At 60.4% G+C, this 13,868-nt stretch carries 14 protein-coding genes, 2 tRNA genes and 1 riboswitch; of the genes, 12 read left to right on the top strand and 4 right to left on the bottom strand.

All coding sequences use genetic code 11. From position 1 onward, the window contains the following. Nucleotides 1-5: 5 nt before the first annotated feature. Nucleotides 6-96, bottom strand: a tRNA-Ser gene (locus Q0K17_RS07565). Nucleotides 97-134: 38 nt separating this feature from the next. Further along, nucleotides 135-225 (bottom strand) — tRNA-Ser (locus Q0K17_RS07560). A 169-nt stretch (nt 226-394) separates the two neighbouring features. Between Q0K17_RS07560 and sdaAB the strand changes: the two genes are divergently transcribed. Both sdaAB and sdaAA read left to right on the top strand, forming a co-directional pair. Beyond that, nucleotides 395-1,051 (top strand): L-serine ammonia-lyase, iron-sulfur-dependent subunit beta, encoded by a 657-nt coding sequence (gene sdaAB, locus Q0K17_RS07555; protein ID WP_294541695.1) that lies wholly within the window; start codon nt 395-397, stop codon nt 1,049-1,051. 11 nt (nt 1,052-1,062) lie between these two features. Beyond that, nucleotides 1,063-1,947 carry an L-serine ammonia-lyase, iron-sulfur-dependent, subunit alpha gene (gene sdaAA, locus Q0K17_RS07550; protein ID WP_294541692.1) on the top strand — a complete coding sequence of 295 codons (885 nt, stop codon included), beginning with the start codon at nt 1,063-1,065 and terminating at the stop codon, nt 1,945-1,947. 25 nt (nt 1,948-1,972) lie between these two features. Here the strand turns inward: sdaAA and Q0K17_RS07545 are convergent, their stop codons facing one another. Continuing rightward, a complete protein-coding gene (locus tag Q0K17_RS07545; RefSeq protein ID WP_294541690.1) occupies nt 1,973-2,365 on the bottom strand; it encodes a BlaI/MecI/CopY family transcriptional regulator in 393 nt (130 codons plus the stop codon). 333 nt (nt 2,366-2,698) lie between these two features. Here Q0K17_RS07545 and serC point away from each other — a divergent pair, with 333 nt between their 5' ends. After that, nucleotides 2,699-3,796, top strand: a complete 1,098-nt coding sequence (gene serC, locus Q0K17_RS07540) for a 3-phosphoserine/phosphohydroxythreonine transaminase (protein WP_294541687.1) — start codon at nt 2,699-2,701, stop codon at nt 3,794-3,796. A 37-nt stretch (nt 3,797-3,833) separates the two neighbouring features. Further along, the gene (locus Q0K17_RS07535; protein WP_294541683.1) at nt 3,834-4,994 is read left to right on the top strand and encodes a phosphoglycerate dehydrogenase; all 1,161 of its coding nucleotides are present in this window, start codon (nt 3,834-3,836) and stop codon (nt 4,992-4,994) included. A gap of 84 nt (nt 4,995-5,078) precedes the next feature. Here the strand turns inward: Q0K17_RS07535 and Q0K17_RS07530 are convergent, their stop codons facing one another. Then, the gene (locus Q0K17_RS07530; RefSeq protein WP_294541680.1) at nt 5,079-5,261 is read right to left on the bottom strand and encodes a hypothetical protein; all 183 of its coding nucleotides are present in this window, start codon (nt 5,259-5,261) and stop codon (nt 5,079-5,081) included. 165 nt (nt 5,262-5,426) lie between these two features. On the opposite strand from Q0K17_RS07530, the gene Q0K17_RS07525 reads away from it, so the two are divergent. From Q0K17_RS07525 to secA, 8 genes are all read left to right on the top strand, one after another. Next, nucleotides 5,427-6,257: a bifunctional hydroxymethylpyrimidine kinase/phosphomethylpyrimidine kinase gene (locus Q0K17_RS07525; protein WP_294541678.1), complete on the top strand. Its 831-nt coding sequence runs from the start codon at nt 5,427-5,429 to the stop codon at nt 6,255-6,257. A gap of 36 nt (nt 6,258-6,293) precedes the next feature. Next, entirely contained in the window at nt 6,294-6,791 is a 498-nt protein-coding gene (locus Q0K17_RS07520; protein WP_294541676.1) for a tRNA (cytidine(34)-2'-O)-methyltransferase, read from the top strand. Between the two features lie 17 nt (nt 6,792-6,808). Further along, entirely contained in the window at nt 6,809-7,714 is a 906-nt protein-coding gene (locus Q0K17_RS07515) for a DegV family protein (RefSeq protein ID WP_294541674.1), read from the top strand. Between the two features lie 106 nt (nt 7,715-7,820). Beyond that, the gene (locus Q0K17_RS07510; RefSeq protein WP_294541671.1) at nt 7,821-9,224 is read left to right on the top strand and encodes an MATE family efflux transporter; all 1,404 of its coding nucleotides are present in this window, start codon (nt 7,821-7,823) and stop codon (nt 9,222-9,224) included. A 75-nt stretch (nt 9,225-9,299) separates the two neighbouring features. Continuing rightward, a riboswitch (PreQ1-III riboswitch) is annotated at nt 9,300-9,403 on the top strand. A 9-nt stretch (nt 9,404-9,412) separates the two neighbouring features. Next, nucleotides 9,413-10,036, top strand: coding sequence for a QueT transporter family protein (locus Q0K17_RS07505; protein ID WP_366776804.1), 624 nt, complete (start codon nt 9,413-9,415; stop codon nt 10,034-10,036). A 23-nt stretch (nt 10,037-10,059) separates the two neighbouring features. Next, the gene (locus Q0K17_RS07500; RefSeq protein ID WP_294541669.1) at nt 10,060-10,710 is read left to right on the top strand and encodes an HAD family hydrolase; all 651 of its coding nucleotides are present in this window, start codon (nt 10,060-10,062) and stop codon (nt 10,708-10,710) included. 1 nt (nt 10,711) lies between these two features. Beyond that, complete coding sequence (locus Q0K17_RS07495; protein ID WP_294541667.1) at nt 10,712-11,647, top strand: DMT family transporter; 936 nt, start codon at nt 10,712-10,714, stop codon at nt 11,645-11,647. A gap of 149 nt (nt 11,648-11,796) precedes the next feature. Next, nucleotides 11,797-13,868 (top strand): preprotein translocase subunit SecA (gene secA, locus Q0K17_RS07490; protein WP_294541659.1); only part of this gene is annotated, 2,072 nt, incomplete at its 3' end.

Below are 13,868 nucleotides of genomic sequence, written 5' to 3'. Positions count from 1 at the left end.
TCTTTTGGCGGAGTAAGAGGGATTTGAACCCTCGCGGCCCGTTAAGACCCTACGCCCTTAGCAGGGGCGCCTCTTCGACCTCTTGAGTATTACTCCAAGTCAAAGTGATTCATCTATTCACTTTTTACAAAAAATGGCGGAGAGGATGGGATTCGAACCCATGGTCCGCTCGCGCGAATCGCTGGTTTTCAAGACCAGTTCCATAAACCACTCGGACACCTCTCCATAGTGGCTCCACCACAATGCGAGAATTATTTTAGCACAGGGTCTGCTCCCTGTCAAGAGGATTTTTTTCTTTTCTTGCAAAAATGTATCTTCCCTGTTTTGCCCCGCTTGCAATGGGACAGATGAACCGATATACTAAAGGACAGGAAAATGGTAAGGAGGACGCCGTATGCGTTTGTTCGATGTTCTGGGTCCGGTGATGACCGGGCCTTCCAGCAGCCATACAGCCGGTGCCGTGCGCATTGGATTGACGGCCCGAAAACTGCTGGGAGAACAGCCCGCCCAGGCGGAGATACTTTTGCACGGCAGTTTTGCGGCCACCGGGCGCGGACACGGCACCGACAAAGCACTGGTGGCCGGGTTGCTCGGCATGCAGCCGGATGACGAAAACATTCCCCGCAGCTTCACTCTGGCCCGTCAGGCAGGAATGCTGTTCACCGTGGGAACCATCAATCTGCGCGGCGCCCACCCCAACACTGCCCTGCTGCGTCTGCGCGGTGCGGATGGGCACAAGCTGGAAGTGATGGGATCTTCCATCGGCGGAGGGCGGATCAACATCTGCAAGATCGACGGCATCACCACCAATTTCGGTGCCGACCACGATACCCTGATCGTACACAATCTGGATACCCCCGGCCATGTCTCTGCGGTAACCACCTGTCTGAGTGAGCACCATATCAATATTGCCACCATGCAGCTGTATCGTTCCGCCGCCGGCGGTTATGCCGTGATGGTCCTGGAATGCGATCAGCCCATCCCGGCCGAGATCGTGGAAGAGCTGCGCCGCATGCCGGGTATTGTAAAAGTGACAAGTCTGAATCTGTAAAGGAGAACAAGATGGCATATACATCGGTGCGGGATCTGCTGAACGCCTGCAAAACATCCGGCATCCCCATGGACGAGATGATCCTGCGCAGTGATCTGGGCGAAAGCGGCCTGACGGAAGAGGAATCCCGGGCAGAGATGCGGCGTCTTTGGAAGGTCATGACCGAGACCAGCCGCAACTACCGGGCCGAAGACCGATCGGCCAGCGGTTTTGCGGGTGGTGACGCCGCCAAAGTGGAAAAGGCGGCTGCCGCCGGAATGCTGTACAGCAGCGGGTACTATGCCGAGGTGATTTCCGAAGCGCTGAAAACCGCGGAGTGCAATGCCTGCATGAAACGTATTGTGGCCGCCCCTACCGCAGGCAGCTGCGGGGTTCTGCCTGCGGTGCTGCTCCCCTTGTGGCGTGCCGGGGCCTTTGAGGAAGAATCCATCTGCCGTGCGCTGTATGTAGCTGCGGGATTCGGGCAGATCGTGGCCTCCCGGGCCACCCTGGCCGGCGCCGAAGGCGGCTGTCAGGCAGAAGTGGGTGCAGCTTCCGCCATGGCCGCCGCCGCACTGGTCTATCTGAAGGGCGGCACTGCCGAAGCCTGCGCCGAGGCCTTTGCCCTGGCCCTGACCAACCTGGAAGGGTTGGTGTGCGACCCGGTTGCCGGACTGGTAGAACTGCCCTGCATCAAGCGCAACGTGATCGGTGCAGTAAACGCCGTTTCTGCCGCCGACATGGCCTTGGCCGGCGTGGCGGGCCATATCCCCGCCGACGAAGTCATTGATGCCATGGCCGAGGTGGGGGCTGCCATGAGCGCCGATCTGCGGGAAACCGGTATTGGCGGATTGGCGGGCACCCCCACAGGGCAGGCCATCCGGGAGATCGTGACCATGGCCGGGGACAACGAGTGAGTGTCCCCGGCTCTCTGCCGCGGGTTCAATCGTAATCGTATTCGGGACTCTCGGCGGCCCGGTTGTCCAGATAACGGGCCAGCCGTTCCATATCTGTAAAACTGATGCGGCCGGTATCCGCCAGCGCCCCCAGCATGGCCTTCAGGTCTCCCCGGTACAGCCGCTGCAGATGGGCCGCACTGACCGCTCCGCAGTAGGTGACCTGCCGCACCAGCGGCGTATAAATATTCCGGTTGCCCTGTTTTTCTGACCGGACAAAATGCTTGTTTTCCAGCCGGAGGAGGAAGTTGAGAAGAGTCGAATCCGCCCAGGTGCAATCTGCGGGCAGACAGGCTGCAATTTCCCGCCGGGTGGCAGGCTTTCCGCAATTCCACAAAGCGGTCATGACCTGTTCTTCGCTGTGAGAGAGTGTTTCCATTGCGCTGCGCTCCGTTTTTTACGTTTGTGGTTGTTTTTCTGTTATTTATTTTACATTTGTGGAAGATATTTTGGCAAGACGAAAATGTGCACAAAGTTGGTGACACATTTTCGTCTATTATTTTATCTTTTATTTTACGTTTGTAAAAGAAAGTGTATCTCATTCATGTACATTTGTCGCCCTTGTTTGCAAGACACCGGCCGGGAGGGATTCTTTTCGGTATTTTGCCGGTAGGTTTTTGCTTGCGGCCCGGATTTTGCACGGCGTATAATACGGATATCGGGCCGCCAAAGCCCGTACATGTGTGAAAGAAATCAGAGGAGGGGTTTCCCAATGGCGAGAGTGTATAATTTCAGTGCCGGACCTTCGATGCTGCCCGAAAGTGTGCTGCGCAAGGCGCAGGCTGAACTGCTGGATTATCACGGGTCCGGTCAGAGTGTGATGGAGATGAGCCACCGCAGCAAGTGGTTTGATGATATCATCAAGAACACCGAGGCCTCCATGCGCCGGGTGCTCAACGTCCCCGACAACTACAAGATCGGCTTTTTCCAGGGCGGCGCCACCCAGCAGTTTGCCATGGTGCCCCTGAACTTCATGACCACCGGCACCGCCGATTATCTGGTCACCGGCAATTTCAGCAAGAAAGCCGCCGAGGAGGCCGCCAAGTTCGGTACCGCCCGCATCGCGGCTTCCAGCAAGGACAAAAACTTCACCTATATTCCTGACGTGAAGGCCATCGACTATGACCCCAATGCCAGCTACATCCACATCTGCCAGAACAACACCATCTTCGGCACCACTTTTGCGGAGGTGCCCCAGGTGGAAGGCATTCCCCTGGTGGCGGACATGAGCTCGATGATCTTCTCCGAGCCCACCGATGTGACCAAATACGGCTGCATCTATTTCGGTGTTCAGAAGAATGTGGCCCCCGCCGGCATGGCCGTGGCCATCATCCGGGAGGATCTGCTGGGACACAGCGCCAAGGGCATTGCCCCGGAGACCATCCCCACCATGATGAACTATACCACCTTGCTGAAGGCGGACAGCATGTACAACACTCCGCCCTGCTGGTGCATCTACATGACCGGCCTTGTCATGGACTATCTGGAACATGAGGTGGGCGGCCTGGAAGAGATGAAGAAGATCAACGAGGCCAAGGCCAAGGTTCTGTATGACTATCTGGACAGCCAGGACTTCTTCAAGAATCCGGTGGAAAAGCCCTACCGCAGCCGGATGAATGTGACCTTCACCTCCCCCACCCCGGAACTGGACAAAGCTTTCTGCGCCCAGGCCGCCGAGGAAGGGCTGCTGAACCTGAAGGGGCACCGCCTGGTGGGCGGCATGCGGGCTTCCATCTACAACGCCATGCCGCCTCAGGGCGTGCAGAAGCTGGTGGAATTCATGGAGAAGTTCCGCAAGGAAAACGCCTGATTTTTTCAAAAGCAAGTCACAGGAGGGCTGAACGCCGATGTATACCATTAAAACCATGAACGCCATCTCCCCCGTAGGGCTGGCCAAGCTGCCCGCCGGGATGTTTGAGATCGACAACGATGCCGCAGAGCCCCAGGGCATTCTGGTGCGCAGCGCCGACATGCACGAAGCGCTCCTGCCGGAAAGCCTGCTGGCCATTGCCCGGGCAGGCGCCGGCACCAACAACATTCCCATTGACCGCTGCACTGAGGCGGGCATCGTGGTGTTCAACACCCCGGGTGCCAACGCCAACGCGGTGGCCGAACTGGTCATCGGGGCGCTGGTGGGCGGCAGCCGCAACCTGCCCGACGCCATCCAGTGGGCCAAGGGTCTGAAAGGCAGTGCCACTCTGGCCAAGGATGTGGAAAAAGGCAAGAAGCAGTTTGTGGGTCCCGAACTGCGGGGCAAGACCCTGGGCGTCATCGGCCTGGGAGCCATTGGTTCCCGGGTGGCCAATGCCGCTGTGGCCCTGGGCATGGAAGTTCTGGGTTATGACCCCTACATCAGCATCGACGCAGCGTGGAGCCTGTCCCGCAGCGTACAGCACTGTGTGGCGCTGAGCGACATGCTGCCCCGGTGCGATTATCTCACCGTACATGTTCCCTATATGCCGTCCACCAAGCATACCGTCAATGCCCAGACCCTGGCCATGTGCAAGGACGGTGTCCGGGTGCTGAACTTTGCCCGGGGTGAACTGGTGGACACCGCCGCCATCCTGGACGGTCTGAGCACCGGCAAAGTGGCTTCCTACTTCTGTGATTTCCCGGCAGAGGAACTGCTGGGGGTACACGGTGTGTACTGCACGCCTCACCTGGGCGCCTCCACCCCCGAGAGCGAGACCAACTGCGCCGTGATGGCAGCCAACGAGCTGAGCGACTATCTGCGCAACGGCAACATCACCCACAGTGTGAACCTGCCCGACGTGCAGCAGCCCCGCCTGGGCGGACGCCGCATCTGCATGATCCACAAAAACGCTCCCGGCGTCATCTCGGCCATCACCGGGGTGCTGACCGCTGCCAACCTGAACATCGAAAACATGGTGAACAAGAGCAAGAAGGATGTTGCCTACACCATGCTGGATGTGACCGGCAATCTGGATGACGGTCTGGCCAAACAGCTGGCCGCCATTCCGGAAGCCATCCGGGTGCGGATTCTGTAACCACTTCTCCTCCCAACATAGAAAAACAGGTGTCTCCGGCTTGCGCAGTCGGAGACACCTGCTTTTTGGCTGATGGGGATGGGTTCAGCGGGTATACTGAGAGATCATGTGATCCAGGTCCTTCAGCGCCTTTTCGGCCCCGCGGGTCATCTTGTTCATGGTCTTGCGCATCTGGCGGCGGTCCTGGGTGGCCACATACACAGCGGCAGCGCCCATGGCGGCCCCCATGGCGGCGGTGGCCATACTGGTCATGGTGGTACTTTTCATGGTAATACGGCTCCTTTCGGTGTGAATCTTCCCGGTTTTGCGGGATCAGTGATAGTTTTCCAAACAGATTCGCCATTATGCGTCTTTTTTTCTCCCGGGCGATATGGTAAAATCATCTCAACCGCCCGAAAAGGGCAAAATCTCCACGAAAAGAGCGTGCGTTCCATGTCAGTTGCCCCCAAAACCGTCCTGTGTATCCACGATCTGCCCGGTTTCGGACGAGCCGGCCTGTCGGTCATCGTCCCCATCCTGTCGGCGATCGGCGTGCAGGCCGTGGCGTTGCCCACCGCTGTTCTGTCCACCCATACCGGCGGACTGGGGGCTCCGGCCAGACTGTCCAGCCCGGGATACGGTCCCGCTGCTCTGGCCCATTACCGCCGGCTGGGCATCAGATTCGACTGCATCTATTCGGGGTATCTGAGCGAGTCGGAACAGGCTTTGCTGGTGGAGCAGGCCATGGAATACTGGCCCGACGCCCTGACCGTGGTGGACCCAGTGATGGGCGACAATGGCCGGATGTACAGCGGTCTGGCCCAGGAGATGGTCCCCGCCCTGTACACCCTGTGCAGCAAGGCAGACATGATCCTGCCCAATGCCACCGAGGCGGCCCTGCTTTTGGGAGAGCCTTTGCCCGTTCCCGGCGCCGTGACGCCGGAAGCCGCCGCCGCTGCCGCCGAGCGGCTGACCCGTGTCTGCCCCCAGGTACTGCTGACAGGCGTTACCGCCGGACACAGCATCGTCTGTGCCGGGGCGGACAAAAATGGTGCGGCCTATACCGTGCGGACCCCGCTGATCCCCCGCCTGTTCCACGGAACCGGCGATATTTTCGGCGCGGTGCTGGTAGGGCGCCTGCTGCAGGGCAATGTCCCGGAAGCCGCCGCCCAGGCTGCCGCCGTCTTTGTGGGCGACTGCCTGCGCGCCACCCCCGAAGGTGCCGACGAGCGTCTGGGCGTGTGGCTGGAATCGGTATTGGGACGCCTTGTGCCCAACATCTGAGAGTTTCCACTATCTACCATAAGGAAGTTAAATTCTATGCCTGTTTTGAACATCGTACTGGTCGAGCCGCAGATCCCCCAGAACACCGGCAATGTGGCCCGCACCTGCGCCGTCACCGGTGCCAGACTGCATCTGGTAGGGCCCATGGGATTCAAGATCGACGACAAGAAATTAAAGAGAGCCGGTCTTGACTATTGGGGTCAGCTTGATATAACATACTATCAGAGCCTTTCGGAATTTATGGAGGCAAACTCCGGTCCGTTTTTCTATTTTTCTTCCAAGGCGACCCACCGGCACACGGATATTGCCTATCCGGACGGTGCGTATCTTGTCTTTGGACGTGAGGACGCCGGCCTGCCCGAAGAGCTGCTGGCTGCCAACCCCGATTCCTGCGTGCGCATCCCCATGCGCCGGGGGGAGCGCTGCCTGAACCTGTCCAACTCTGTGGCAATTGGGGTATACGAAGCTCTGCGTCAGTGGAACTTTGCGGATCTGGAAACACAGGGACAACTGACCAAATTCAAATGGAAGTGAGAGAAGTGAGTGCACCGATGGAACGTAAACTTGCGATCATGACCGATTCCAGCTGCGACATCCCGAAGGATATGGCCGAGAAGTACGGCATCGACGTTTATGACTTCCCGATCAACATTGACGGGAAGGAGTATTTTGAGCGTCGGGACCTGACCTGCGACCAGTTCTACGAGCTGATGCGCAACGCCCAGGGCGTACCCACCACGGCCGCCATCACGGCCATGCAGTGGCTGGAGATCTATACCCGCTACGCCGACGAAGGCTATACCGACGTGCTGCATGTGAGCATCAACAGCGGCGGTTCCGCCACCTACGGCTATGCCCAGCAGGCGGCTGCCCAGCTGGCAGAGGAGCGCCCTGACTGCACCATGAAGATCCACCTGGTAGACAGCCATACATATTCCATGGTGTTCGGCTACTATCTGTGCGAATGCGCCCGCAAGCTGCGCAACGGCGGCGAGCTCCACAGCTGCATTGCCGAACTGGAACACAAGCTGGCCTGTGTGGAAGTCTGTCTGGCCGCGTACAGTCTGAAACAGATGAAAAAGTCCGGTCGCGTTTCGGCTGCCGCCGCTTTTGCGGGCGAGCTGCTGGGCCTGCGCCCCATCATCAGCCTGAACGACGGCATCAGCCACGTGGAAGCCAAGGTCCGCGGTGACGCCGCTGTCCCTGTGGCCATGCTGAAATGGGTCAAGTCCCGGGTGGACGACATGCGTCAGACCCCCTACCTCATCGCCTACACCTCCAGCACCGAAAAGCGGGACGAGCTGCTCAAGCTGTGCAAGAAGGAATTCGGACACGCACCTCTGGACGTGTTCCAGCTGGGCGGCGCCGTCAGCGCCAATACCGGGCCCGATGCCATCGCTGTGGTTTTCGAGGGCAAGCCCCGTCGTCTGGCGGACTACCAGCCTTCCCTGCCCTGACCTATTTGTTCTTGCGGGCCGTCACCCCCTGTCGGGCGGCGGCCCTTTTTGCTGCGCTGTTTTGCTTTGCGGTATCTGATTTTTGTGTGAAAAGGACGTGAATCCCATGCAGACGAGCAACACCCTGACCCTGCGGGAGTGTGTGCTGGGCGACCGCCCCTTCTACCGCCATGTGGCGGTGGTGGTCATGCCCATCATTGTGCAGAACACCCTGTCCAATGTGGTCAGCCTGCTGGACAATGTGATGGTGGGCCAGGTGGGAACCCTGCCCATGAGCGCCGTGGCCATCATCAACCAGCTTCTGTTTGTGTACAATCTGGTCATCTGGGGCAGTCTGGCCGGAGCCGGCATCTTCGGCGCCCAGTTCTTCGGCCAGGGAAATATGGAAGGGGTACGGCAGACCTTCCGCATCAAGCTGGTCACCGCCGCTATCCTCACCGCCGGGGCCCTGCTCCTGTTTGCGGCAGCGGGAACCCCGCTCATCGAGCTGTACCTCAGCGGCGATACCTCCCCCGCCGATGCGGCCGCCACCCTGGGCTATGCCCGGGACTATCTGTGGGTAATGCTCATCGGGCTGATCCCCTTTGCGGTGACCCAGACCTATGCCGGCACCCTGCGGGAATCCGGCCAGACCACCCTGCCCATGCAGGCCAGTATGACCGCCATGGTGGTGAACTTCATCTTCAACGGCCTGCTGATCTTCGGCCTGTTCGGGCTTCCGGCCCTGGGCGTGGTGGGCGCCGGCATTGCCACCTCCATCTCCCGTTTTGTGGAGTGTGCCATTGTGGTGTCCGGCTCTCACCGCAGCGTGGAGCGGTATCCCTTCTTCTCGGGGGTGTACGATTCCTTCCATATTCCGGGCGCCCTGGTACGGCAGGTGGCGCTGAAAGGCGCGCCCTTGCTGCTCAACGAATTTCTGTGGAGCGTGAGTCAGGCGGCCCTGCTGCAGTGCTACTCGGTGCGGGGCATCCAGGTGGTGGCGGCGCTGAACATCTGCAACACCATCACCGTCATCTTCAACGAGGTGTTCCTCTCCCTGGGCAACGCCACCGCCATTCTGGTTGGCCAGGAACTGGGCGCGGGGCGCAAGGACGGTGCCCGCCGCACCGCCTGGCGGATGATCGTGCTCAGCGCTTCCAGCTGTCTGGTCATGGGCAGTCTGCTGGCGTTGTTCAGTCCCCTGATCCCCCATGTCTACAACACCGAAATGTCCATCCGGCTGCTGGCGTCCAGCCTGATCCGGGTCGCTGCGCTGTGCATGCTCCTGTTCGCCCTTTCCAACGCCATGTACTTCACCCTGCGGTCGGGCGGCAAGACCTTTGTCACCTTCCTGTTCGACAGCTGCTTCACCTGGGCCGCCAACGTGCCCATGGCCTTTGTTCTGACCCGGTACACCGGGCTGGACATCGTGCTGGTCTACTTCATGGTGAACGTGCTGGACCTGATCAAATGCATCCTGGGCTTTGTGCTGGTCAAGCGCGGGTCCTGGGTGAGAACCATTGTGGAATAACCGGATTTTTCCGGCAGCAAACCTGCCCCGGCATCTTGCAAGGTGCCGGGGTTTTTGTTATAATAATCTTTTGTTGAGCAACTTAGGATTTTAGGCTCCGCCGCCCGGTTTTGCACCGTGCGGCGACAAACCGGCCGGGGCTGGCGGTCCCGTATCCGGTCAAAATCTATCCGCCGGAGTATTGTACTATGATGAAATGGATTATCGTGTTCGTGGCCGCTGTGCTGGCGGTCTTTCTGGGTGTGCGTCTGGCCATGCGCCGGGACGACTCCGCACAGGGCAGCGCCCTGCGCACCAACCGGATGGTTCGCTGCGCCATGATCGCCGCCGTGTATGTGGTGCTCTGTCTGGCGCTGCAGCCCTTCAGCTACGGCGCCGTGCAGGTCCGTCTGGCGGAGGCCCTGTGCCTGCTGCCGGTGTTCGGCCCGGAATACATCGTGGGCGTGACCCTGGGCTGCCTGCTGGCCAACGCCCTGGGCTCCACCGTCATTGACGTGGTGTTCGGCACCCTGGCCACCCTTCTGGCCTGCCTGGTCACCTACGCCCTGCGCAATGTGCGGGTGAAGGGTCTGGCCCTGCCCGCTTCCCTGCCTCCGGTACTCTTCAATGCCCTCATCGTGGGGTGGGAGATCAGCGTCTTCTTCTCCGACACCCCCGCCACCCTGCCCGTCACCCTGTTCAACATGCTGACGGTGGGCATTGGCGAAGTGATCAGCTGCTGCATCCTGGGTGTGCTGCTGGTTCGCCTGATTGAAACCAACCGCGAGCTGAAAAAGCTCTTTGTGGAACCCGTGAAGCATCCTGCGGCCTGAGACCGCACCGAAAGGAGGACGTCATGCGCCCCGAACTGATTTTATGGGATTGGAACGGCACCTTGCTGGATGACGCCAGGCTCGGCCTGGATGCGCTCAACCGTCTTTTGGCCCGCTTTGGCTACCCCCAGCGGTACGACATGGCGTCTTACCGGAAGATCTTCGGATTCCCCGTGGAAGACTATTACCTGCGTGCCGGGATGGATTTTTCCCGGCACCCTTTTTCTGTTCTGGCCGAAAGCTATATGGCCGACTACATCCCCCACGCCACCGCCTGCACTCTGGCACCGGATGCCCGACAGGTCCTGCAGACGTTTGCGGACGCCGGACTGCGGCAGGTCATCCTGTCCGCCTCCCCCGTGGACGTACTGGAAAATCAGGTCCGGGAGCGAGGCGTCCGGCCCTATTTTGACCGGCTGCTGGGGCTGGGAGACATCTATGCCAAGAGCAAGGTGGACCTGGGTCTTGGCTATCTGCACGAAAGCGGCATGGACCCCGCCCGTGCGGTCATGATCGGCGATACGGTGCACGACTTTGAGGTGGCCCGGGCCATGGGCGTGCGGTGCATGCTGCAATGCGGCGGGCACCAGAACGCCGAGACCCTGGCCGCCACCGGTGCACCGGTCTGCGATACCCTGGGCGACGCAGCCGCCCTGATACTGGAGGAACGTTGAAATGCAGTCAAAAAGCAGCAACATTATGGGGGCGTTTCTGACCATGTTCGGGGCCGCCTGCTGGGGGATTTCGGGTTGTACGGGACAGTATCTGTTCACCCGGCAGGGCATGGACGCTTTCTGGCTGGCCCCTATCCGGCTGTTCCTGGCCGGCGTCCTGCTGTGCGGGTACTTCCTGATCCGGAACCCCAAACTGCTCTTTGCGCCCTGGCATGGCCGCCGCAACATCATCGACCTGCTGATCTACGGCATCGCCGGGGTCAGCGGCTGCCAGATGCTCTACTTTACCACCATCCAGCTGGCGGGGGCCGGCATGGCCACCATTTTGCAGAACATCTCCCCGGTGTTCATCCTGATGGTGGTATGCTGGCAGGCCAGACGGATGCCCCGCGGCTTTGAGGTGGGCTCGGTGATTCTGGCTCTGGTGGGACTGTTCTTCCTGACCACCCACGGCAGTCTGGACGGACTGGCCGTGAGCCCCGAAGCCCTGGTCACCGGTCTGTGCTGTGCCGTGTGCGTGGTGATCTACACCGTGTGGCCCCGGAATCTGCAGCAGCAGTTCCCCACCCCGGTTTTGCAGGGTTGGGCCTTCCTGGTGGGCGGCATCCTGTTCAGCCTGCTCTGCCGTCCCTGGGAGAGCGGCTATGTGCCCAATGCCATGGGCTGGCTGGGCATTGCGGTGGTGGTGATCATCGGCAATGTGGTGGCCTTCTGCTGCTTCATGCAGGGCGTGAAGATGGTGGGCGCCCAGAAAGCCAGCCTGTACAGCTTTGCGGAGCCGGTGACGGCCGCCGTCATCAGCACCCTGGGGCTGGGGTCCGCCTTCACCTTCTGGGATGCACTGGGCTTCGGGTGCATCTTCCTGATGCTGGTCCTGCTGGCAAAACCGGAACACCCTTCCGCCCGTGCCCCCAAACCGGCTGAAGCCCGCACCTGAACGCTGCTGCGACAAAAGAATATGCCAAAATACACCCGTGCAAGGTTTGACACAGACCCTTGCACGGGTGTATTATATTGGAGTGTATCAACTGGCATACGACTAAATCGACCGCCCCGCAAGGCGGCAGAAATGATAGGGGTTCACATATGTCTTTTATGGAGAAACTGTTCGGAACTTTTTCCGACAAGGAACTCAAGCGCATCAAACCGCTGGCCGATAAGGTGCTGGCTCTGGAGCCGGAGATGCAGAAGCTGACCGACGCCGAGCTGCAGGCCAAGACCCCCGCTCTGAAAGAAAAGCTGAAGAACGGCGCCACCCTGGACGAGATCCTGCCCGAGGCGTTCGCCGTCTGCCGGGAAGCCGACTGGCGTGTTCTGGGCCTGAAGCCCTACCCCGTGCAGGTCATCGGCGGCATCGTGCTTCACCGCGCCTGCATCGCCGAGATGCAGACCGGTGAAGGCAAGACCCTGGTGGCTACCATGCCCGTCTACCTCAATGCCCTGACCGGCGAGGGCGTGCACGTGGTCACCGTCAACGACTATCTGGCCAAGCGCGACAGCGAATGGATGGGCAAGGTCTACCGCTTCCTGGGCCTGACCGTGGGTCTGGTGATCCATTCCGTCACCCCTGCCGAGCGCAAGAAGGCCTACGAGGCTGACGTCACCTACGGCACCAACAACGAATTCGGCTTTGACTATCTGCGGGACAACATGGTGGTCTACAAGGCCAATATGGTCCAGCGCGGACATGCCTATGCCATCGTGGACGAGGTGGACTCCATCCTCATCGACGAGGCCCGTACCCCGCTGATCATCTCCGGCAAGGGCGAGGATTCCAGCGTGATGTACAAGCGCGCCGACGACTTTGCCAAGACCTTGAAGAAGAGCGTCATTGTGGAGCTGGACGACAAGGTGGCCGCCGAGGAACAGGTGGACGGCGACTATGTGGTGGACGAAAAGCACAAGAGCTGCACCCTGACTGAGAGCGGCGTGCAGAAAGCCGAAGCCTGGTTCGGCGTGGACAATCTGGCCGACGCCGACAACATGACCCTGCGCCATTACATCGACCAGGCCATCAAGGCCCGGGGCGTCATGCACCGGGACACCGACTACATCGTCAAGGACGGCGAAGTCATCATCGTGGACGAGTTCACCGGCCGTCTGATGTACGGACGCCGCTACAACGATGGCCTGCACCAGGCCATCGAGGCCAAGGAAGGGGTCAACGTGGCCGCCGAGAGCAAGACTCTGGCCACCATCACCTTCCAGAACTACTTCCGCATGTACAAGAAGCTGGCCGGCATGACCGGTACCGCTTCCACCGAGGCCGACGAATTCAGCGAGATCTACGGTCTGCAGATCGTCAGCGTGCCCACCAACAAGCCCCGGGCCCGCAAGGATCTGCCGGACAGCGTGTACAAGACCGTCAAGGGCAAGTATGACGCCGTCATCAACCAGATTGTGGAATGCCATGAGAAGGGCCAGCCCGTGCTGGTGGGCACCGTCAGCGTGGAGAAGAGCGAGACCCTTTCCAAAATGCTGAAGGCCCGCGGCGTGCCCCACAACGTCCTGAACGCCAAGCACCACGAACGCGAGGCGGAGATCGTGGCCCAGGCCGGCAAGCAGGGCGCCGTGACCATTGCCACCAACATGGCCGGCCGTGGTACCGATATCATGCTGGGCGGCAACGTGACCTATATGGCCAAGGCCACCCTGCGCAAGGAACTGGAGCGCAAGCTGGCCCAGGATGACGAAAAGATCGAGGCCGAGTATCAGGCAGCCCGCGCCGCCGCCAAGGCGGCCAATCAGCCCCTGCCCGAAAAGCCGGCGCCGGTGGATCATTCCGCCCGCCTGGACCTGCTGCTCACCGAAGCCGACGGCCATGCCGACACCGAGGATGCCGAGATTCTGGCTGCCCGCAAGCGGTTTGACGAGCTGGTGGCCGAATATGAGCCCGAGGTGAAGGCGGAAGCCGAAGCTGTGCGTGCCGCCGGCGGCCTGTTCATCATCGGCACCGAGCGCCACGAGAGTCGCCGTATCGACAACCAGCTGCGCGGCCGTGCCGGCCGTCAGGGTGACCCGGGTGCTTCCCGTTTCTTCCTGAGCCTGGAAGACGATCTGATGCGCATCTTCGGCGGCGAACGGGTGCAGAATATGATGAACTCCCTGGGCATCGACGAGGACATGCCCATTGAGAACAAACTCATCACCAACACCAT

This window comes from uncultured Gemmiger sp. (assembly GCA_944388105.1).
GTDB lineage: Bacteria > Bacillota > Clostridia > Oscillospirales > Ruminococcaceae > Gemmiger.
The sequence above is the reverse complement of the archived record's forward strand: the minus strand, read 5'-3'. Positions and strand labels throughout refer to the sequence as shown.